15 protein-coding genes and 2 pseudogenes are annotated in these 22,959 nt (G+C 38.8%); 5 read left to right on the forward strand and 12 right to left on the reverse strand.

Annotated elements, in window-relative coordinates:
* Nucleotides 1-37: 37 nt before the first annotated feature.
* Entirely contained in the window at nucleotides 38-6,220 is a 6,183-nt protein-coding gene (locus BLS46_RS04490) for an alpha-L-fucosidase (RefSeq protein ID WP_093585918.1), read from the forward strand.
* 146 nt (nucleotides 6,221-6,366) lie between these two features.
* Here the strand turns inward: BLS46_RS04490 and BLS46_RS04495 are convergent, their stop codons facing one another.
* The 6 genes from BLS46_RS04495 to BLS46_RS04520 form a co-directional block, all read right to left on the reverse strand.
* Nucleotides 6,367-7,155: an ADP-ribosylglycohydrolase family protein gene (locus tag BLS46_RS04495; RefSeq protein ID WP_093585920.1), complete on the reverse strand. Its 789-nt coding sequence runs from the start codon at nucleotides 7,153-7,155 to the stop codon at nucleotides 6,367-6,369.
* 112 nt (nucleotides 7,156-7,267) lie between these two features.
* Nucleotides 7,268-7,552 (reverse strand): DUF5960 family protein, encoded by a 285-nt coding sequence (locus BLS46_RS04500; protein ID WP_093585922.1) that lies wholly within the window; start codon nucleotides 7,550-7,552, stop codon nucleotides 7,268-7,270.
* A complete protein-coding gene (locus tag BLS46_RS04505; protein ID WP_084976018.1) occupies nucleotides 7,545-7,907 on the reverse strand; it encodes a hypothetical protein in 363 nt (120 codons plus the stop codon). Before BLS46_RS04505 ends, BLS46_RS04500 begins: the two co-directional genes overlap by 8 nt.
* Complete coding sequence (locus tag BLS46_RS04510) at nucleotides 7,904-9,319, reverse strand: Y-family DNA polymerase (protein WP_093585924.1); 1,416 nt, start codon at nucleotides 9,317-9,319, stop codon at nucleotides 7,904-7,906. Before BLS46_RS04510 ends, BLS46_RS04505 begins: the two co-directional genes overlap by 4 nt.
* Nucleotides 9,320-9,322: 3 nt before the next feature.
* Nucleotides 9,323-10,009, reverse strand: a complete 687-nt coding sequence (locus BLS46_RS04515; RefSeq protein WP_093585926.1) for a LexA family transcriptional regulator — start codon at nucleotides 10,007-10,009, stop codon at nucleotides 9,323-9,325.
* A gap of 263 nt (nucleotides 10,010-10,272) precedes the next feature.
* Nucleotides 10,273-10,785: a GNAT family N-acetyltransferase gene (locus tag BLS46_RS04520; protein ID WP_093586334.1), complete on the reverse strand. Its 513-nt coding sequence runs from the start codon at nucleotides 10,783-10,785 to the stop codon at nucleotides 10,273-10,275.
* A gap of 145 nt (nucleotides 10,786-10,930) precedes the next feature.
* On the opposite strand from BLS46_RS04520, the pseudogene BLS46_RS09815 reads away from it, so the two are divergent.
* Nucleotides 10,931-11,053, forward strand: a pseudogene (locus BLS46_RS09815) (site-specific integrase); the annotation flags it as partial.
* Between the two features lie 451 nt (nucleotides 11,054-11,504).
* Here the strand turns inward: BLS46_RS09815 and BLS46_RS04525 are convergent.
* The gene (locus tag BLS46_RS04525) at nucleotides 11,505-12,452 is read right to left on the reverse strand and encodes an AEC family transporter (RefSeq protein WP_093585928.1); all 948 of its coding nucleotides are present in this window, start codon (nucleotides 12,450-12,452) and stop codon (nucleotides 11,505-11,507) included.
* Nucleotides 12,453-12,528: 76 nt separating this feature from the next.
* A pseudogene (locus BLS46_RS04530) lies at nucleotides 12,529-14,154 on the reverse strand (malolactic enzyme).
* 359 nt (nucleotides 14,155-14,513) lie between these two features.
* On the opposite strand from BLS46_RS04530, the gene BLS46_RS04535 reads away from it, so the two are divergent.
* The gene (locus BLS46_RS04535; protein WP_025168989.1) at nucleotides 14,514-14,864 is read left to right on the forward strand and encodes a helix-turn-helix domain-containing protein; all 351 of its coding nucleotides are present in this window, start codon (nucleotides 14,514-14,516) and stop codon (nucleotides 14,862-14,864) included.
* Between the two features lie 127 nt (nucleotides 14,865-14,991).
* The gene (locus BLS46_RS04540) at nucleotides 14,992-15,870 is read left to right on the forward strand and encodes a LysR family transcriptional regulator (RefSeq protein ID WP_093585930.1); all 879 of its coding nucleotides are present in this window, start codon (nucleotides 14,992-14,994) and stop codon (nucleotides 15,868-15,870) included.
* A 367-nt stretch (nucleotides 15,871-16,237) separates the two neighbouring features.
* Here the strand turns inward: BLS46_RS04540 and BLS46_RS04545 are convergent, their stop codons facing one another.
* Both BLS46_RS04545 and BLS46_RS04550 read right to left on the reverse strand, forming a co-directional pair.
* Nucleotides 16,238-16,618: a DUF2513 domain-containing protein gene (locus BLS46_RS04545; RefSeq protein ID WP_180364052.1), complete on the reverse strand. Its 381-nt coding sequence runs from the start codon at nucleotides 16,616-16,618 to the stop codon at nucleotides 16,238-16,240.
* 129 nt (nucleotides 16,619-16,747) lie between these two features.
* Nucleotides 16,748-17,770, reverse strand: a complete 1,023-nt coding sequence (locus tag BLS46_RS04550; protein ID WP_093585932.1) for a hypothetical protein — start codon at nucleotides 17,768-17,770, stop codon at nucleotides 16,748-16,750.
* A 416-nt stretch (nucleotides 17,771-18,186) separates the two neighbouring features.
* Between BLS46_RS04550 and BLS46_RS04555 the strand changes: the two genes are divergently transcribed.
* Nucleotides 18,187-18,636 carry a hypothetical protein gene (locus BLS46_RS04555; protein WP_093585934.1) on the forward strand — a complete coding sequence of 150 codons (450 nt, stop codon included), beginning with the start codon at nucleotides 18,187-18,189 and terminating at the stop codon, nucleotides 18,634-18,636.
* Between the two features lie 87 nt (nucleotides 18,637-18,723).
* Here BLS46_RS04555 and BLS46_RS04560 read toward each other — a convergent pair whose 3' ends face one another.
* Both BLS46_RS04560 and BLS46_RS04565 read right to left on the reverse strand, forming a co-directional pair.
* Nucleotides 18,724-19,545 (reverse strand): hypothetical protein, encoded by an 822-nt coding sequence (locus BLS46_RS04560; protein WP_093585936.1) that lies wholly within the window; start codon nucleotides 19,543-19,545, stop codon nucleotides 18,724-18,726.
* A gap of 712 nt (nucleotides 19,546-20,257) precedes the next feature.
* On the reverse strand, nucleotides 20,258-22,894 hold the full coding sequence (locus tag BLS46_RS04565) for an SEC10/PgrA surface exclusion domain-containing protein (RefSeq protein WP_049484590.1): 2,637 nt from the start codon (nucleotides 22,892-22,894) through the stop codon (nucleotides 20,258-20,260).
* Between the last annotated feature and the right edge of the window lie 65 nt (nucleotides 22,895-22,959).

A 22,959-nucleotide genomic window follows, 5' to 3' on the forward strand; every position in this document is an offset into this window, starting at 1 on the left:
AGTAGCTGACTGCCTTTCTAAAAATTAGGAGTATACTATGAATCGATACCTTTTTGAAAAGGGGCAAACGTTTAGCATTCGGAAGTTGACTATAGGTGTAGCCTCTGTCATCGTTGGACTGGCATTTTTTGCTTCTGGAACCGTGCGTGCAGACGAAACGTATCCTGCCACGACATCCAATTTAGATCAGCAAATTAAACAAGTCGCAGATATAGAAGAGACCAAGGCTGAACCAGTCAAAGAAGAAGGCCGTGTAGAGACTGAAAAACAAGAAACACCTGCTGCAGATACCAACAGTGCTGATTTGCTCCCTGAAGATATTCAGGACCGTGCCTATCCAGACACACCTGTCAAAGAACTCGACACAAAGACTATCGTTGAGCAGAAAGCTAGCCCTAAAGTAGAAACTGAGAGCATTCTAAAGGCTAAGGAAGAAACTCCAAAGGAAGCCGAGAACGGAAACCGTGCCATCATTAACGGTGGACAAGACCTCAAGCACATCAACTACGAGGGACAACCTGCTACTGCTGCAACTATGGTCTACAGCATTTACAATGGCGGTTCTCAACAATACATCGTTTCTGGGTCTGGTATTTTTGTAGCCCCTAATGTTTTCTTGACAGTTGCGCACAACTTTTTAGACAAAGAGGGCCATGTTCGTGGTGGAGACTCTGCGCGTTTCTATTACAATCTAGGCTCCAACGCTCCCGTTAAGAATTCTCAGCCAAATTCAGGAAATACCACACTCTTTCAAGAAAAAGATATCCACTTCTGGAATAAAGAAGAGTTTAGCAAGGGATATCAAAATGACTTGGCAGCAGTTGTATCACCTGTCCCTATACAAATTGCAAGCCCAAATAAAGCAGCAACTTTTGTACCACTCGCTGAGCATAAGACTTACAAAGCAGGGGACCCTGTCAGCACGATTGGCTATCCAACTGACTCTAGCTCAAAAGAACTCAAACAGCCTATCGTAGCTGGACAACTCTATAAAGCTGACGGCAAGGTAAAATCCGTTGATCCTTATGATGACAAAGGAGCTACTGGCATCACTTATCAAACAACTTCTGTATCTGGTTTGTCTGGTGGCGGAATTATCAATGGTGATGGAAAAGTCATCGGCGTACATCAACACGGAACTGTTGACAACGGTGTCCCTGAGAAAGATCGCTTTGGTGGCGGACTTGTCCTCTCTCCTGAACAACTCAAATGGGTCAAAGATATTATTGACAAATATGGTGTTAAGGGCTGGTATCAGGGTGATAATGGCAAACGATACTACTTTACACCCGAAGGTGAAATGCTCAGAAATAAAACAGCTGTCATCGGAGAAAATCAGTACTCCTTTGATGAGAGCGGTGTCGCTACTCTAGTCAAGGGAATTGATTACGGACGTGTCGTTATCCAGCACGTGGACGAAGCAGGCAATACAGTTAAAGAAAACGATACTTTCTTAGACAAAACAGAAGTGGGAACTGGCTTTGACTATGATTTCAAGAAAGCAATCACTCCAACCGAATTCTACAAGCAAAATCTAGAGAAATACCAGATTCTTTCCATTGATGGGGTTGAGATTCAGAAGCAACTAAAAGACGAGTGGAACCACAATGTCGTTAGTAAAACAGCTCCTGGAACTCGTGTCATCAAGGTGATTTATAAAGTCAATAAAGGCTCCTTCAAAGTTTACTACCGTCAAAAAGGAACCACTACTGAACTAGCGGAAGCGACAGTTGATAACAATGAAGGTCAAGAGTATGACGTTTCCTTTGTCAACACTTTCCATGCAAAAGACATTGCTGGCTATCGTCCAGTAAAAACTAGATTGGAAGCAACTATCCAGCAAAAAGGTGTGAATGAGGTCGTCTTTGAATACGAGCCAATCGCTGATACATACAATCCAACGACACCGACTCCACCAGTCTCTCATCCAGAAGACAAAGAAACTGAGATTGGCAATCATGGACCTCTTCCAAGCAAGGCCCAACTCGATTACCACAAGGAAGAATTGGCAGCCTTCATCCACTACGGAATGAACACTTATACCAATTCTGAATGGGGAAATGGGAAAGAAGACCCCCGATACTTCAATCCAACCAACTTGGATACCGACCAGTGGATTCGTACTCTGAAGGAAACGGGCTTCAAACGAACCATTATGGTTGTTAAACACCACGACGGATTCGTTGCTTACCCATCTAAGTACACCAACCATACCGTAGCTGCTAGCCCATGGAAAGATGGAAAGGGTGACCTTCTCGAAGAAGTTTCCAAGTCTGCTAGCAAGTACGACATGAACATGGGGGTTTACCTATCACCATGGGATGCCAACCATCCTAAATACCATGTTGCAACCGAAAAGGAATACAACCAATACTATCTCAACCAACTGAAAGAAATCCTTGGTAATCCAAAATACGGTAACAAAGGGAAATTTATCGAGGTTTGGATGGACGGTGCGCGTGGTAGCGGTGCCCAAAAAGTAACCTATACCTTTGATGAATGGTTCAAATACATCAAAGAAGCCGAAGGAGATATCGCTATCTTCTCTGCTCAACCGACAAGCGTTCGCTGGATCGGAAATGAACGGGGAATCGCAGGGGACCCTGTATGGCATAAAGTTAAAAGAGCCAACATCACAGACGATGTGAAAAACGAATACCTCAACCATGGTGACCCAGATGGTGATATGTACTCTGTAGGGGAAGCTGACGTTTCGATCCGTTCGGGCTGGTTCTACCATGACAATCAACAGCCGAAATCACTCAAAGAGTTGATGGATATCTACTTCAAGTCTGTTGGTCGTGGAACGCCACTTCTTCTCAATATTCCACCAAATAAAGAAGGAAAATTCGCAGATGCGGATGTGGCTCGCTTGAAGGAATTCAAGGCAACCCTAGACCAAATGTATGCGACTGACTTTGCCAAAGGTGCCACTGTAACAGCAAGTTCGACTCGTCAAAACCACCTTTACAAAGAAAGCCACCTCACAGACGGTAAAGATGACACCAGCTGGGCGCTCTCAAATGATGCCACAACCGGTAGCTTTACAGTCGATTTGGGGCAAAAGAGACGCTTTGACGTCGTTGAACTCAAGGAAGACATCGCCAAAGGTCAACGTATCTCTGGTTTCAAGATTGAAGTCGAAATCAACGGACGCTGGGTGACTTACGGCGAAGGTTCGACCGTTGGTTACCGTCGCTTGGTTCAAGGCAAACCTGTAGAAGCACAAAAAATCCGTGTAACCATCACCGGTGCTCAAGCAACCCCAATCTTAACCAACTTCTCAGTCTACAAGACACCAAGCAGCATTGAAAAGACAGATGGCTACCCTCTTGGACTGGAATACCACTCAAACACAACGGCAGATACAGCTGGAACAACTTGGTACAATGAATCTGAAGGTGTTCGTGGCACTTCTATGTGGACCAATCAAAAAGATGCCAAAGTAAGCTATACCTTCACAGGAACCAAGGCCTATGTCGTCTCTACGGTCGATCCAGGTCACGGAGAAATGTCCGTCTACGTTGATGGTCAAAAGGTTGCAGATGTGCAAACTAAGAATGCTAGTCGTAAACGCAGCCAAAAAGTCTTTGAGACAGGCGATTTAGCACCAGGCCAACACACTATTACCCTCGTGAACAAAACAGGCGAACCAATTGCTACAGAAGGAATCTACACCCTAAACAATGATAGTAAAGGGATGTTTGAACTCGAGTCTACTAACTACGAAGTCGAAAAAGGAAAACCAGTCACTGTTAAGATTAAACGTGTTGGTGGAAGCAAGGGGGCTGCTACTGTGCGCTTCATCACAGAACCTGGAACTGGGGTTCACGGTAAAGTTTACCAAGATACAACTCAAGATGTGACCTTTAAAGACGGAGAAACAGAAAAGACTGTTACCATCCCAACGATTGACTTTACAGAACAAGCCGACTCTGTCTTTGACTTCAAAGCCAAGCTCACTTCTGTCACTGATGGTGCCCTGCTCGGTTTCGCTACAGATGCAACCATCCAAGTGATGAAAGCTGAATTGCTGATCAAGGGCCAAACAAGTTATGATGACCAAGCTAGTCAGTTGGATTATAGTCCTGGCTGGCACCATGAAACCAATTCGGCAGACAAGTACCAAAAAACGGAGTCTTGGGCTTCCTTTGGCCGCTTAACTGACGAGCAAAAGAAAAAGACAACTGTCACAGCTTACTTCTACGGTACTGGACTTGATATCAAGGGCTATGTTGATCCAAATCATGGTATCTACAAAGTCTTTCTAGATGGCAAAGAAGTTCCTTACCAAGATGGCATGGGAAATGCTTCAACTATTGATGGCAAGAAATACTTTAGCGGTCGTGCAGCCCAACGCCAAGGCAATCAAACTCTGGTTAGCCTAAAAGGTCTGGACGAAAACTTGCATGCAGTCACCCTTCAACTCGATCCTGATCGAAACGATTTGTCTCAAAATATCGGTATTCAAGTGGACCAATTCATCACTCGTGGCGAAGGCAGTGAACTCTACAGCAAAGCAGATATCATCCAGTCTATCTCTAAATGGAAAGATGATCTGTCCAACTTTGATCCAGCAGGCTTGAAAAATACGGCTACTGCACGCCAAGCTTTCCAAGCAAATCTAGAAAAATTGAGAAACCAACTCAGTGCTGATGCAGTGGATGTTCAGGATGTCATGTTGACAGTCAGTGCCCTACAAGATATCCTATCTAAGGATGAGAACTATCAAAGAGGCCAAGAGGAACCTAGTCCAGAGCAACCGGAACAGCCAGAAGAACCTGAGAAACCTGACCAGCCTGAGAAACCAGCTGAACCAAAACAACCGGAAATTGAGTATGATAAGGCTATGGACAGCTTGACAAAAGCTATCGAGAAAAAAGTCGCTGAGCTTGGATCCAACAAGGAAGCTAAGAAGAAATTATTAGAAATTGCTGACCAAGCCATTGCTGCCATCCAAGAAGCTAAAACTCAGGAAGCAGTCAATCAAGCACTAGAAACCGCTCTCGAACAAATCAACAAACTCGAAGCGGCTCAGCCTGAGAAACCTGCTGAACCTGAAAAACCAGTTCAGCCTGAAAAACCAACTCAACCGGAAACTCCAGCGCAACCGGAAAAACCTGCCGAGCCTGAAAAGCCAGCTCAGCCTGAAAATCCGACTCAACCAGAGAAACCGGCGCAACCGGAAAAACCGGCGCAACCTGAGAAACCGGCGCAACCGGAAAAACCGGCGCAACCTGAGAAACCGACTCAACCGGAAACTCCAGCGCAACCTGAGAAACCTGCTGAGCCTGAGAAGCCAGCTCAACCGGAAAATCCTGCTCAACCGGAAAATCCTGCTCAACCGGAAAAACCTGCTCAGCCTGAAAATCCGACTCAACCTGAGAAACCGGCGCAACCGGAAACTCCAGCGCAACCTGAGAAACCAGCTCAACCTGAGAAACCAGCTGTGCCTGAGAAACCAGCTGTGCCTGAAAAACCAGCTGTGCCTGAAAATCCTGCTCATCCGGAAAATCCTGCTCATCCGGAAAATCCTGCTCATCCGGAAAAACCAGCTGTGCCTGAAAAACCGGCTGAACCCGAGAAACCGGCTGAACCCGAGAAACCAGCTGAGCCTGAGAAACCAGCTCAACCTGAGAAACCAGCTCAACCTGAGAAACCAGCTCAACCTGAGAAACCAGCTGTGCCTGAGAAACCAATTACTTCTTCAAGTCCTGAGGAAGGGCTCAAGGACCTTGTCTTTACACTTCCAAGTTTGGAAATCGTCAATAAGACAGTACCGTTCAAGACTATCCGTCGCGAACACCCACAATTAGACAAAGGAAAAGAGCAAGTTCTATCAGAAGGAAAAGACGGTCTCTTAGTCGAGTATGTTGAAGTGGACGGTGACAATCGCAAGGTTCTCCAAACAGAAGCAACTCCAGCTCAAGATCGAGTGATTGAGGTAGGTAGCAAACAAAGCTCAGTTGGAACAGAGGCACCACCAGTTGTGACTCTTCCTGAGTATGTTCTACCAAGAGAGACTGAAAAAACTGCTCCAGCCGTAACAGACAATTCACCATCAAAAGATGAAAAAGCTCCTGTTACAGCTACAATCAAAGAAGATAAGGAAAGAGAACTCCCTGCAACCGGGGAACAAGAAACGAATGCCTTCCTCTTCTTGGCAGCCATTACTTCTATCTTGTCTCTCCTCATCTTCCAAAAGAATTTTAAAGACTAATAACAATCTTTGGTTGATTCTTTCCCATTATTTCAGTTCCCCCGTTGAGAAGACCATCTGGTCTTCTCTTTTTTATCAATGGCAAGCAAAAAAAACATCCATAAATTTATATGGATGTTTTAGTATAAAATTCTAAACTAAGTTTATCATTGAGGATAGGTATTTTCAAAGTCAACTACGATTTCAAGCAAACGGTCATCTAAAAAAGTCAAAACTTCTTGTCTAATGTCTTCAGGAATGCCATAGTAAGCTTCGGCAATCCCTCCGCAGATAGCAGCGATAGTATCGCTATCTCCTCCGATGGAAATCGCATTTCGGATAGCATCCTCGAAATTTTCAGACTCAAAGAAGACCTCTAAGGCCTGGGGAACAGAGCCCTGACAAGTCACATCAAAAGTGTAATCCTCTCTGATGTCGTTCAGAGTAAAGCCCATAGGATAATAATTCTTATCAATATGGTCCCTGATTTCATCCATACTAGCACCATTTCGTGCCAAGAAAATTGCTACAGCCGTCGCTTCAGCTCCCTTTATACCCTCAGGATGATTATGAGTCACTGCTGTAACCGCTTGTGACAAAGACTTGGCTTGCTCTATACTATCTGCCACAAAACCGACAGCGCTGATGCGCATAGCGGCACCATTACCATAACTACCATAGGATTGAGGATCCTCAGAAAAAATCCAATAGAAAAAGTGACCTCCATAACCACAATCGGGATAATGACGGCCGACTTCCTGCATGTACTTGACAGCATTTTTTGACAATTGACTCCAGTCTTCCTTGCTAGCCAATAAGGCTTTAGCAACCGCCAAAGTCATAATACTATCATCGGTCGGACAAGAATTCTGGGTGAACAAATCAAACTCTTTGCTTTTATGATTATCCGCCTCGAATCGAGAACCAACAATATCTCCAATAACCGCTCCTAGCATGATTTACCTCCTGCAACATTCTCTACTCTTATGAAAATAGAGTCCATTAAATCCTTTTGAAATTTACTTTATTATAGCATATTTAGACATTTTTCAGGGACTTGGACAGGCTCTATGCTTGCAGTCCCATATAGGCATAGGTTCGATTTCTAGGAGACTCTTTTTCCGTAACCATCCTAAAATAAAAGCGATGCTCCCGCCCATCCTTGGCGTTTTCCTTGTTTAAGACAAAGTAGTTTTTCTGATTCATTGCCATGGTTCGTAGGATATCATCGATCAAAAAAGTCAAGGGAACATTCATGGCAGAGTATTTTTGGAAATCCTCTTCAAAGCGGATATAACTATCTGAAAAATAATCCATCTGCAGTTTGTTTTCATGCATCTCTTTTCTAATCATCAATCTCCTCCTCCCACAGTTGAATTTCTAAAACATCTGCAACCTCTATCAGCCTATATCCCTCGTTTGTTCTAATAGATAAGGTTTTAGAGGACAACTCTTTCACTTCACCAATGATAGTGGTTTTCTGTTTCTTTTCCTTGACAACAAAACATCCCTTCAATTGACCAACATAAAGCTGAGAAAGCAAGAGTAGCTTCTCAACTAAATTCAAATTCGTCGAAAAATCAACACGTTTTTTTTCTTCGCTAAGCGAGCTGGTATGCTCTGAGAGAAAAAAGCCCATCCACTTCTGCATCCCTGGATCTTGATAGTCACGCGCAGATTGAAAAGGTAAATAAGAACGATCAATCATTTTAATCCATCTAATCCTCCAGCAGAATGTCCCCCAATCAGCTTGCTTCTGGCAAGGCTCCTAGAGGCTTCTTCCAGTGCATTGGCTTTTAAAAGGGAAGTAAAACCAAATTGTTCCCGAATAGAGTCAATAGCCGTCTGGAGCCTTTCTTCTTTTTCTAACTTGTCAACATCATCAAAGAGAGATATCAAACCAAAGGACTCGTCTACAAAGCCTGAATAGTTTACTCCGACACTTCTGACTGCTCCAGAAGTGTATTTGTTATGAAATAACTTCAAAACATAATCCGTTAAGACAGCTGTATTATTGGTAGGTTCGATCTTTATTTGTGTGTGAATAGACGACCTAACTTCCTGTTTAGAGAAACCAAGATAGATAGAGACAAGGGTTGTTTTCTTTCCCACCCTTCTCAATCTAATAGCCACCTGCTCTGCCATTTCTCGGAGAATAATTTCGATATCCCATATCTTCACGTAATCTCTCGGCAAGATTTGAGAATTTCCCAACCCTTTGGACTTAGCTTTATAGGGTTTATGCACATTGCTCTCGTCAATCCCGTTAGCATGAAACCACAAACGCAGGCCAGCCTGACCCAGAGCTTTCTTTAATTGGTCGGGATTGCTGGTTGCCAATTCCTTGATGGTAAAAATCCCCTGAGCATGCAAGCGTTTCTCCATCCGCCTGCCAATACCCCAAAAATCCGTCATCTTGGGAATGGCCCAGACTTTCTCTTCCACGTCTTGATAAGACCAATTGGCCCTCATGGTCGGGGTGTGCTTGGCCTCATTATCCAGTGCCAACTTGGCCAATAAGGGATTGGCATTGGACATGCCCACTGTAGAGTAGATCCCTGTCTGCCTCCAAATATCCCTCTGTATGCGGGCAGAAAGCAGATCCAGCTTGTCTTTGCGAGAGAGATTCTTGTCTGGGACAAAATAATTGAGCGAACTGGTCAGATCAATAAAGCCCTCATCGATAGAGTAGGGATAAATATCGTCTGGGCTACCATAGTTTTGAAAGATTCGTTGGATTTCCATATTGACTGCTATGTATTCATCCATCCTAGGTGGTACAATCAAAGTCACTTGGGCCCAATCTTCGATGTAGCGAACATAGTCTGAGTCAGTTGGCAAGCCTTGCTTTCGAGCATTGTAATAGGAAAATTTGCGCGTTTTGATATCAAAGGGCAGATCATAAGCCCGACCAACATTGGACTTACCAAAAATCTTCTTAAACATGGGGGAGGAGGCTAGGATAAGGCCAGTTGAATTATCCGCGCGACTCATGACACAAAGTGAGGTCTTCAGCGGATGCAAGCCCCTTTTCACACACTCGACACTGGCATAAAAAGATTTCATATCGACAAAGGCAATATCACTCTTGGGCTCTCTGGAATAATCAAAGTAGCCCATAGACTAACCCTCCATCGGCACAAAATTCCCAACGATAATCCCTACAATCCGAGGATCTTCCTCATAGGAGATGAAAATGTCCTTGTATTTAGGATTGATCGAAACCAGACGCAAACCATCTTCCTCACGATAAACCCGTTTGATATAGGTCTGGTTGTTACAAACCACTGCATAAACAGCCCCATCATAATCAAATCCTGTTTCCCGAATCAGAGCCACGGAGCCATTTTGATATTTAGGTTCCATGGAGTCCCCAGCCACCCAGGAAGCAAAATCATGGGCTAGTTCTTCATTAAAGTAGACGGTATCAAAATTTCTATCGTCATATACCGAAGCCCCGATCCCTGCTGACATGCGTTCATAGACATGATACTCGTAGAGACGCTCTGGCATGGTCGCCACTTTCTGAATTTGTTCCTCTTGAGCCAAGTTGCGAGCATAAAGAACAACCTTTTCCTTCTCTTTGTTAGATAAGCTATTATAAAGACGGACAATCTCAATCTGGGTGAAATATCCTTTTGCTACTTTTAAAATCTTCTCCAGCTGAGCAACTTTCTCCTGGGACGGTTCCTTGATGCCACGCTCCCAAGCTGAATAAGCCTGAAAGCTAATCCCAAGTTGGTCTGCAATCTCTTTTTGTGTCAGTTTTAGCTCTTTCCTCCGAGCTTTGAGTTTTTCTGGTTGGTACATGATTCACCTCCTAGTGTGATGCTTTAATGGACATTATCTCCCTTAGAAAGACACATTGATGGTTGAGCTTACATTTTCAAAGCTCAACCAATTTGGTTTAGTTTTATTATATAAAAAAAGTGAACGATTGTCCACTGGGAAAAACAAGTTTAAACAGCACCACTTATCTATTCTGAACAAAAAAGACATCCAAGAGAAAAATCTTGAATGTCTGGAAAGATTATAACTCCATTAACCTTTTCAGTAGACTGGAAATAATGATATTATAGCCTTGTTATCTCAAATACTGCTGTATGAACCCACTCATTATGAATTTGTAAGTCATTTTCTATAACCCTACTAAAGGTGAAACCATTTTTTAAAAGCACCCTCTGAGAGGCTAGATTACCCGTTGCCGTTCCTGCAATGATTCTATTGAAACCATAAGTCGTAAAGGCCTTGTCTAAAACGAGCTTAACCGCTTCGCTTGCATAACCTAAGTTACTAACATTTTCCCCAATTCTATACCCAAGCTCTGCTGTTTTTCGATCACCCTCTAAGACACTTAAATTGATTCTCCCGACCATAACGCCTTGCGAATCTCTAATAAGATGCATATAGACATCACGATTCGTTTGTTCCGTTAACAATTCCCTTGTAATTTCTTTAAAACCTTCTAAATCAAAATAGTTAGCTGGTCTAGGAGGTAAATTTCGCTCAAAATACTCCCGATTTTCTGTTTCAAAAGCATATACATCTAGACTATTTCCTTCAGACAGCAACTCTAAACTGATCATTTCAAATCCTCTCCCATCATTATCCACACTCGAATTTTCTCATGTTTACACAAAGTGAAATCTACAGAATTTAAAGAGATTCTTTTGTTTTCTATATAGTTTCTACATTATAACACAAAATACTATGGATAAGCATAATATTCAAGGCGCCAGACCAGAAAAACGAGCTGGAGTGACGCTTAAGGAAACTTCTGGAGTACTAACGCACAGCGATACAACTCAGATTTATGTCAATACTTCTAATGTAGTCCCCCTATCTGCTGGATAGGGTAAATTTAGGGCAAACTTTTGTAGAAAGTACAGAAAAAAGCACCCATAAGGTAAACTTTTGAGTGCTTTGAAACGTTGATAGTATCGTATTGATTAACGTTTTGAGGCAACTGACTCTGTCAGGTTGCAGCCACATTTGTAAGCGACTAAAGTCGCAACAACTGTGTCAATTGCACCAATTTAAGTATGAAAGTACAAAAAGAACACCCCGAAAGGTGCTCTTTGTAAGTATCGTAATTCTTTCGAATTAACGTTTACTAAATTGTGATGCTTTACGAGCTTTCTTAAGACCTGATTTGGAAAGCGTGGGTTTCAGTTAGACTAAAAATAGCGTAATATCAAGGCTTTTCAAAACGATATCTACTGATTAATTTCATAAAATTTGAATCAATATTTTTTAAATAGGGGAATTTCTTAACGCAAAACTTTCAAGCCTATCCTCTTCCTTCTTATCTTAATAAAGTTTGTAATATTGGAATAACAACGATAAATAGAACCGTACTTAGAGTCACCACATTCGTAGAGAATTCCACATCTCCTTTTCCCTGACTAGCAAGGATCGGGAGAACAGCTAAAGCTGGTGTAGCGGACTGAATCATAAAGGTCTTAAATTCTACTGTCACCATATTTGGTGCAAAGAACTTCAAGACAAGAAGCATGATCAGAGGAGCTAGGATAAAGCGTCCAACCAAGGTGACAATTGTATCTTTATCAAGAGCAATGGTATTCAAGCCTGCCTTAGCAAGAACGATACCAATATAAATCAGAGATAAGGGAGTGACGATATTTCCAACATAGGTTAAGGTATTCGTTGCGAAATCTGGAATAGAGATTCGAAGAATCAAAAATAGTAGAGCCACAAGAAAACCTACAAGCGGAGCTGGTAGCAATTTCTTCCAGTCAAATTTAGTTGCCTCCTTGCTTTGACCCGACTTACTATCGCTCGTCATCAAATACACGCCCAATGTCCAGGTGGAAATCGTGTTGGTGATATAGTAAATTAAGAAATAAGGAAGAGCCTGATCCCCAAAAAGAGCAACGTTTAAAGGTAAACCAATAAAAATAGTATTAGCATTCACAAAGGTATTAATCATGGTTCCTCGCCGTCCTGGACGAACCTTGAAAAGCCTAACCGCAATATAAGCTACGATATACCCCAATTTAAATGCTACAAAAGTATAAAGGAGGCCTCCAGAAAGACTGATTAGCTTATCTAGCGTTAGGTATTTCATCACCGACACAAAGATTGATGCTGGCAAGGCTACATTCATGATTAAATGAGATAGGTTAGGTCCAAAGTCGTCTCCAAACCATCCCTTCACCTGAAGAACATACCCCAAAATAATGATAGCGATAATCGGAATGATACTCGTAATCGAGGTTAAAAAGAGTGACATAGGTATCCTTTCTAAATTACTTAAGTCCACAGCCCATACAAATCTGTCGGTAGCGAAGGATAGCAGCAGAAATGAATTATTTATACTCTGGATACCACTTCAAATCACGAACTGCTTTGGCCATATCTGTTTCCTTAGCACGCGCAAGACCTTGCTCTTGCGCTTTTTTAGCGACTGCTTCTGCTACTTTAATAGAAACATCTACTACATATTTGAACGGCGGCAAAACAGGAGCTCCTGGTTGACCTTGATTGACAATACCACTCAATGAATGAGCCGCTGCTCCAATCATTTCATCAGTTAAAAGACTTGCTTCAGAGGCCAGCATACCTAGACCAAGACCTGGGTAAATCAAGGCATTATTGGCTTGACCAATCACATAGTCGACACCTTTATAAGAAACCGTATCAGCAGGAATTCCTGTTGCGACAAAAGCTTTGCCATCTGACCATTCAATCAAATCTTTGGCACTAGCTTCAGCTAGTTTGGTTGGATTTGACAAAGGGAAGATCATCGGACGCTCTGTATTTTCACACATAGCCTCTACTATTTCTTTCGTGAAGGTATTAGGCTGAGTAGAAGTTCCTACAAGAATGGTTGGCTTCACAGTCTTCACTACTTCAAGCAGGTCAGTCAACTTGTCTGCGTTACTAAAGTCAGCACGTTTCTTAGCAAACGGTTTTTGCTCAGGAGTTAGGTCATCCATGTCATCAAAGAGAAGACCTTGTTTATCAACCATAAAGAAACGTTTATAAGCTTCTTCTTCAGAAAGACCTTCACTCACCATTTCACGAAGAACACGAGAGGCAATTCCTGCACCCGCAGTACCACCACCATAGCAGAGATAAACTTGATCTGTTAATTTTTCACCACTAATATCCAGTGAACCAAAGATACCACCCAAGGTAACGATTCCTGTGCCTTGAATATCATCATTAAAAGTTGGAATTTGTTTCCGGTACTTTTCAAGAATATTAGCAGCATTCAAGCGGCCGAAGTCTTCCCAGTGAAGGTAGAATTTAGGAAAGAGACGTTCTGCTGTTTGAACAAATTGGTCAATGAAGTCGTAGTAACGATCACCACGAACCCGTTCATGACGATTTCCTAAGTAATTAGGATTGTTACGAAGTTCTTCACAGTTAGTCCCTGCATCAATAACTAAAGGAAGGACCATAGAAGGATCGATTCCAGCAGCACCCGTGTAGACCATCAATTTCCCAACAGAAATATCGACACCATTTGTTCCCCAGTCACCGATTCCAAGAATTCCTTCTGCATCTGTTACAACAATGAGACGAATCTCGCGATTCCCAGCAGCATTTTTCAAAGTGGCTTCAATATTTTCAGGATGATTGATATCAAGATATCCCGCATATTGTGGATCTACAAAGAGATCACTATAGCCTTCAATGGTATCTGCAATAGTTGGATCGTATACAATTGGATTGAATTCCTCCAAATGTTGAGAAAAGAGGTAATAGAAAAGAGTCCGGTTCGTGTTAAAAATTTCCATTAGGAAAAGACGCTTTTCCAAATCATTGGCTTTTGTTTGCATTTGTGCATAAGTTTGCGCCGCTTATTCTTCAATCGTTTGAACATACGGTGGCAGTAAACCAATAAGGCCTAGTTCCTTCCGCTCCTCTAAGGTAAAGGCAGTACCTTTATTGAGGAAAGGATTATTTAAAATATCATGTGCAGTCATAGTGCAACCTCCTTTTTACTTCTATTATACCACTTAAAATGAATTGTTTGGAAAACTTTGTTGTTTGAAAAATACAATTGTGTACGCATATGTTATAATGAGTCTACGAGAACAATTTTCTATTAAGCTCTTTTATACTTAAAATACCATTATTAATGACACTTTAAGTTGTTATATTTTATAAAGTTCTGGACTCATAAAACTCTCGATGATCACTCTTTACTAAAAGTTTCGAGCAAAAGAAACTAATCATACAAATTGGCAATCCGAATTAAAATAAATATCATATAAGTTTGTTATACAATACTTTGTATTTTTTAAGATGTTTTTTTGTCATGCAAAACTTGTATTCTATTTATATGACGAATAAAAACTATTTACAACAATATATTTCCCAAAAAGTGAAATATTTTCGAACACAGAAAAAAATGAGCCAGGAAGAACTTTCGGAACAAGCAGGGCTCGGGCTTAAGTATATCAATCAACTTGAAAACCAAAATGTGAATCTGACCATTCACAGTCTTGAAAAAGTGATTGTCGCCCTAGAGATGACCCCAGAAGAATTTTTCAATTTTGATAGCCTTGAATCAACCTCTGATAAGACCGACAATCTTTCACTCAAAAGAATCAACATGAAGATTAAACAGCTCCCTATTGATAAACGAGAAAAGATGTTAGTCATTTTTGAAAGTATCTTAGATAACCTCTGATATCCCTGACTCACTTACATTTTAACCGGTGAATACTCGTATAGTCAAATTGTAGGATACGGATAAAAAGTATTTATCTGGTGATTTCCACTTATTTTCCTTCTCCAACTAATGAAAGTGAGCCCATATGAATTTAAAAGATCTACAATATTTTTATGACCTCTGCCAGCTTCAATCCTATACGGAAGTAGCAAAACAACATAAAGTCAGCCAACCATCTATTTCTTATGCCATCAAGCGCTTAGAGGAATCTTTTAATTGCAAATTGATTCACCATGATCCTTCACATCGCTCCTTTAAACTAACTAATCAAGGACAAATCCTTCTGAAGCATACAGAACTGATTTTACCTGAGGTCATTTCTACTCGCAAAGAAATTAATCGCTCTTTGGCGCATTGCTCTACTGTAGGATTCCCTCCTATTATCATTCAGTATCTTTTCTCTGTCTTAAATAAAGAAACTGAATTTGATTTTTTAAAAAAGGTACGTCCTATTCGTGGTGGATCCGTAGAATTATTAAACCTTCTCCTTAAGGGAGAACTAGATGCGAGCTTACTCGGATTGATTGAACCACTCAATCATCCTTCAATAGAGACACATGAACTCTTTCATAAAGAACTGTATGTCGTTTTATCTAAGAACCATCCTCTTGCTACTGCTCCTTCCCTCACTTTTGAAGAATTAGTAGATCAATCCTTTATACTTTTAGACGAACACTTTGTTCACCTGAAAGCTTTTGAACTACTTAATCAAAAGCATCAAAACAAGGCAGAAATATTCTTTAAGACTGATGACATTGTCATTCTTAAAGAACTTTTAAAGAAAGGGATTGGCCTTAGTTTACTGGCTGATATCGCACTTTCTGATGAAGATGATGATTTAATAAAAATCCCTCTAATACCGGAGGACCAGATAACATTTACAGTTTATTATGCTTATCTCAAATCAGCTACACTGTCATCAGAAGTAGAAGCCTTATTTAATCTCATTAAATCATATGAATAGAAAAAACTCTAACTATCAACTACCTGATAGCTAGAGTTTTTTACAAGACTAAAGTACGAAGAAATAGGATATGATCGCCGAATTTTTCATTTACCTGATACCATTCAACGAGATTCCCAATTATAAATCTACAAAGTGTCGATAAAAAAGAACACCCAAAAAGGTGCTCTTTGTAAGTATAGTAATTCTTTCGAATTAACGTTTACTAAATTGTGATGCTTTACGAGCTTTCTTAAGACCTGGTTTGACACGGTTTGATTTCAAGTAATCTATAAATAGCTTTACATCAAATTTTAGCAGATTTGTACTGCTTTTTTATTTCAAAAAAATTGAATAAGTTTGTTTGAAATGGGGAAATTTATTATTCCTATAAAGAGCCATCTAAATATTTACTTAGCCGATCTTTTATAAAATTAGTTGCTACACTTTTAATTACTTCCAAAGTCATAGGCAGAGCTTTTTCTTTGATACTATTCTTAGTCCTATTCCATATAGTATTTTCTCTAATTTTATTTAGAAAATCATGCCCCTCCCAAGTCAAAGCGCCAACACTAAAAAAATAGATTTCATCACTAGCATACGTTGGTTTATAACTTTTTATTAAACCCGCTTCAAACAATAAGTCGCAATGGTAAGCTATTGTCTCTACATCATACCCGTCAATTTGTAGATTAAACAACGCAGTTGATTTATACTCATCCTCAATTTTAAAAAGTATCAAACGACATAAATCCATATCTCTCTTCATCTTATATCCTCTACACATTGACATATATTCACAGTGTACAACTTATTAATAGAAGGGTCAAGTGATAGGTCAGTGGATTTTATCAAAAAAACTATAATTTTATAGAAAATAAAACGAATGTCTTAAATTTTACTTTTTGATTTCGATATTTCTCAGCTCTTGCTCACTTTCTCCAAATTTAATCATTTGGGGATCAAATAAATCTACTAAAGGATTATCTAATCTACCAAACTCTTTATTAGGTCCGCCTACTATAATTCTAAATTCCTTCTGATCTTTATACTCACTAGGCTTCTCCAAAAGAATTAAACTTGGAGTTCCTATTACATCATAAAATGAATACGTGAATTTTTTCTTTTTCTTATCATAATAGTGTACAGTACCATAATAAAATTCTTTCGCAATCAATGCCTCTCTCATTGTATCAACATCTACGTAGATAAACGGGCGAAAATTTCCACTATCATCAAACGCTATGCTTCCTTTAGCTGTTTCTTGATTTAAAAGATTTTTTATAAAAGTGCTACTTAATTTACTGTTTTCGATATCACTTTTTGTTATCTGGGTAAAACAAGAAATTCTCCAAGTTGTTTCTAAGGATCTATTAAACTCAAACTTAAAATTATCAAAACGATAATAATCGAATACTGTGCCATTTTCCTCTTTAGTACCACTTTGTATAAACCTATCGGGAACTAATACTAAGTCATAGTCTCCTTTTTTTAAGTACTCCTTAATAGCAATTTGTAAACATTTGGGATTTAAATAATTAGGAAACATAGGAAAATTTCCAATAATTAGTTTTACTGTATCAACAAATTTTACTCCTTTGGGACATTGAATACAGTAATTTCTCCCCGTAGTTGTAATTTGAGTATTTGTTAACGCAACATCTCTGTTAACATATTTTGTATATTCTGTAGAGCCTTCAATTGCTTTTTGAGCTTCAGTGCCTTTTTCTTCAAATAATTTAATAGATGGAAAAAAGACTTTTCCAGAAACTAATTGTTGAAAATGATTTTCTTTTTCTCCAACATCTTTAATATAATCTGAAAATTTAATAAACCCTACAATTTCTTCCTCAATAATAGGATCAATATTATTGAAATCCTCAGTTTTCGATATATACATTTTTGGTTCATTAACAGTCATTTTAACCTCTAGTAAATATTTAATATTATTTAATATTATTTAATATTATTTAATATTATTTAATATTATTTAATATCTTAATTATATTTAAATTTCCTTATTTTTACAAAAAAATTTAATCATTCGATTGATAGGAATTTATGAAAGCAACCAGGTTATTTACTTTTATTCTAGATTTACAAATCTTAATCTATTTTTTATTCCATATATATAAGTTGCTTTTACCTTTATCATATACTCTGTCCGATATTAAAGTTAGAATTTTACGGAGTAATATCAAGCCTAAATCTTACGTAACATGAACTTTCCGAAAAATAAGTATTTTCTAGAAAGAAGTTAATTGCTCATTATAGTACATAACGTATTTTTCTTTATAAACACTTGTAGTATGACTTTATTTATCAAAGGAGGAATAAATGAACGATTTTGAATACGGCTTACCTGTAGCTTGGCTAGTGGAATTTACTGAAGCTTTGAATAAAGCTTTAGATTTTAGAAAATTTTATGTAACTTTAGATAGTCTAAATTTAAAACTAAGTATAGAAAGCAATAGACTAGTTGATAAAATCAAGGACGAGCTATCAAGCTTCCTTCCTTATGGACAATTGAAAAGTAATAAAAGTCCAATTTATTTTGACTTAAACTATCCGGATGGTTGCTTGGGAATAGTATCATTTAATAGTAGAAACTACATTGATGTAGACTTATTGCATGAATACTTTGAGAAAATGGATCTACTAAAGGAAGATGCCCCAAAAATCTATTACAACAAACTTATCAACCAATGGATTAACGATGCTGGGATAATTGAAAATGATATTCAACTACTACTTCGACAAATTACAAAAAAATATCTGAACCAGTAACTTTCTGGCTTCAATCTTTTTTATAGAAAGAGGCTTACTTTATAAAATCAAAAAACAGTTTGCTCCAATAAAAGAAATTTAATTACCTCATTTTATATTTATAGAGATAGATCGTTTAGTATTTCTGAGATCATTGTCTAATTCAGAAATTTGACAACCTTTAAGAAATCTCTTATTACTTAACGGTCTGTTTCTACTAACATGTTCTTTCATTATTAAAATTTTCACTTTATTTGAAACCTTTTCAAAAATTTTATGTTTCTCAGATAATCTTTTTGAAGATTCTTTAGCAACGTAATAACGATTACTATTTTTACTTTTTAATAAATCTAGAAGATACTCAGACATCTTGCTATTAAATTTGTACGGAATATACTGATCTCCAGATTTAACCATTGGTAAAAATGATCCCTCACTATCACCAACACAAGTATATAACTTCACATTATCATGTTCAGAAATTGTTCCGTCACCTGGTAAATTAGGAAGATGATATTTTACTACATTTTCATTAAAAATTTGACTACAAAGATTCTCCTCGAAACGTTCATTTTTATTCGGCCACTCATAGATTTCTTTAGCTTTTAGGATTGTATCTATTTCAAACATATCAGAATCTTCCGCTGTTTTAGCTACAAACACGAAATAAACTTCTTTTTCTTTATTAATCAATTGACGAATTTCTGTCGATAATGCATGATTGGCATGACAAAAGGAATATAAAAAGTTATTGTTCCAAATAAAAGGATCTTCATTATATTTTTCATCTTTAAATCCATCAAAACTAATCTTGTATTTTTCATTATCAATTATGAATTCTTGTTTCTGACGAATTGGGTGTCCAATAAATACAATGCTAATTCTTTCGCAACTTTTCTTTTCTTCCTCGTTATCTCTAATAGTTTTCATATGTCTCCTATCTCGCTAAATACATTTTAGAATTTCAATTCCTAATAGATATCTTGACATCTATTTTATCATATTCATTAAAAGTATGCTCGATACTGTCAATGTTTTTCTGAAAAATAGAGAAATCCAAAAACATCTCGTACAATTCATACAAGATGTTTTATATTAACAAGCCACTCTCAAAAATGTTACTTTTAATATGACTTTTTGAGGATATTTTAACTATCAAGTTAGTAGAAATTTAGAAACAGGTATCATAAGTTATATAATAATAGTAACATCGAGAATTTTTAAAAGTATGTAATAAAAATATTTCATTTTACTGCTCTAAAAATCAATAGTGGAAATTATAAGGGAAATTCTTGATTTTTAAACAAAAAAAGACATCCAAGAAATAATTCTTGAATGTCTGTAAACGTTGATATAATCGTATTGATTAACGTTTTGAGAATTGTGATGCTTTACGAGCTTTCTTAAGACCTGGTTGGGGCACCACTTATTTCATCTAATTTCAAAGTGCTTTAAAATCAACGTTTTCATATGTTTTCAAAAAATAAAATTTCAACTAATTTCAATCAGTTTCATTAAAATAAGGTAAACTTTCATAAAAAATAAGTAAAAATCGAACCAGAATATCAAAAGTTTCCCTTATATAAAATTTATACATATTAGAACAACACCATAGAAAAGAGAGCCACCGCTCTCTTTCTTTTTATCTATTATATTTTCGTTTTCCTGCTAAAGCAAATAGTCCAACACTTGCTCCAAGCAATGCTAAAAGTCCTGAATCCTTCGTTCCTGTATTTGGAAGTTGTTTCTTAGGTTCTTCTTTTGCATTTGTAGCTTGTGCATTTGTAGCTTGTGCAGGAGCTTGATATGTTTTATCGTCTTTAGTTCCTACCGTCGCAACTACTGGTTTGTTTTGTGCCTTCGCATCTACAATGTCAACTACTTTACCAGTTGCGTCGGTAATTTCTTTAGGTTGACCACCTGCTTTACGGATTGCATCTTCTTTATCTTTCAAAGCCTGCAAGCGTTGTTGTTTTGCAAGGTATGCGTCATGGTCAGCTTTGAGTTGCTTGAAGTTCTCATACCCACGAGCCTTAGCTTCTGCGATACCCTCTAGGCGAGCCAACTCTTCCTTAGCAGTTTCCAACTCAGCACGGAGTACGCCAAGCTTAGATTTAGCATCAGTAAGCTCTTTGTCCAAAGTCTTAAGGACTTCATCACGCTTAGTAAGAGCGAGATTAAGAACTGTATAAGTGTCAGTAGCTTCTTTAGATGCTTCACGTTTGCGAGCAAGGTCTTCACCAGCTGACTTACGAGCCAAGACTGCTACATCATGAGCCTTAGTAAGAACTTCCAATTCACCTTTGGCAGTTTCAAGAGCCTTGTCTGCTGTTGCTTTTTCAGATTTAGCTGTTTCAAGAGCCTTTTTAGCATCAGCAAGAGCCTTAGCCTTGTCAATAGCGTTTGTTTTAGCTAGTTCAAGAACTTCTTTGGCAATTTTTAGAGCTTGCTTGTCTTCAGCCAACTGAGTTTTGGCGTCTTCAAGAGCCTTTTCGAGAGCTGGGAGGTCAATCTTGTTCAATTGGATATCGGACAAGTGTTTGCGAGCAAAGTAAAGTTCATCGTCAGCTTTACCATACTTAGTCTTAGCAAGATATACCCCATTTTCAGCGTCTTTGAGTTCTGCATAGGCATTGACGTAAGACTTCTCAGCCAAGTCTACCTTTTCCTGCAATTTTGCAAGCTGTTCTTGTTGACTTGGGGCAGTAACTACTTTCGTCTTATCAAATTTTGAATTGTTTGAAAGTAAGTTATCTGAAATCTTGATGTAGTGGATTACAGAAGTAAAGCGCTTGTTAGAACGGAAACCAAGACCAGTGTACTGCATGTACCCAACATTAGGGCTTGCTGGAAGTACCCCACTAAGTGAGTTTGCGTGTCCCCACTTAGCATGAGAATCGTCGAACAACATAGACAAGATATCGTCATAGATACGACGTTTAAGGTCTGCAACAGTAGTTGTTTCGTCGTCACTGAAACCTGCAAGCTCACCCAAAAGCAAACCGTTGTCTTTTTCTCCTACCTTGCTAAGAGCATCGAAGTCGTGACCATACTCTTCTTTAGAGGTACGAGCCACTTCGTTAGCAATACGAATTGCATCTTCTGTAACCTTAACAGGGTCTGTACCGAATTGTTTACGAAGTTGGTTGATAAGGTCTGCTGCGAACAAAGAAAGCTCTTTACGAGTTTCGTAATCAAGATTGTTGATATCTACCTTTGTGTTAAGGTCTTTCTTAGACGCTTGAGGGTAGTTCAAGTCGTAACGATAAACTTCCCCACCATCGAAAGTAATTTTACCAAATTTTTCGTACTCTTTGAAAGCGAGCGCTTTTAGTTGGTCGGAAAGCTCTTTGCTTGGGTTAGAAATGTACTGTTTAAGAAGATTTACATACTCCTGGCTTACGTTGATGGTATATTTACCACCTTGGTCAGACAACCCTTCTTTAGCACGGTCAAGATCGGATTTGGCTGCTTTAACTGCTTCTTCTTTTTGAGATTGGTTAGCTTTAGCATCGTTAAGGTCTGTAGTAGCTTGTTTAAGCACTTTTTCTGCAGAAGAAATCTTGTCTTGGGTGTCTTTTATAGCCTGTTCTTTGTCTGCAACAGCTTTTTTACCGTCGTCAAGTTTTTTCTGAGCTTCATCTACCTTTCGTTCAGAAACCCTAACTTGTACAGTAGAGGTGTAAGCATTCTTTTCGAGTACACGAATATCAGTAGTAGATGAAAGAGAATCTACCTTATTCTGAGCCTCAGCTACCTTGTTAGATGCATCTGTAGCAGTCTTTTCAGCATTAGATACTACCTTAGTTTGGTCTTCAACCTTTTCAGCAGTTGCAGATACAGACTTATCAGCATCAGCTACAGTCTTCTCAGCAGTCGCAAGCTCGTTAGCTTTCTTGTCAGCGTCAGCCTTAGCCTCAGCCACCTTTTTAGGTGTAACAGAATTAGCTTCTTCTACTTTCTTAGTAGTTTCAGCGATAGTCTTTTCAGTATTAGAAATCTTAGTTTCTGTAGCTGAAACAACTTCTTTTTGCTTAGCTACATCCTGACTAGCTTTATCTGATTCAGCTTTAGCCTTATCTACATCTGATTGACTCGGAACTTTAGGGACTACCTCGTCCTGAGCAACTACTCTAGTTGCTGGCTCATTAACGGCTACTTCAGTCTCACTAGCCGATACCGTAGTAGATACCCCAAAGGCAGTAAGTGCTAAAGTAGAAACAACTGCGCCTGTGCGCAATTTCTTGATGGTTCCGTGACCTTGAGTGTTTGATTCCATCGTATAAACTCCTTTATGTCTTAAAAGACTGTTTTATGAATAATATTATACCACATTTTACAGTC

The sequence above is a fragment of the Streptococcus sp. NLAE-zl-C503 genome (genome assembly GCF_900104285.1).
Taxonomy (GTDB): Bacteria; Bacillota; Bacilli; order Lactobacillales; family Streptococcaceae; genus Streptococcus.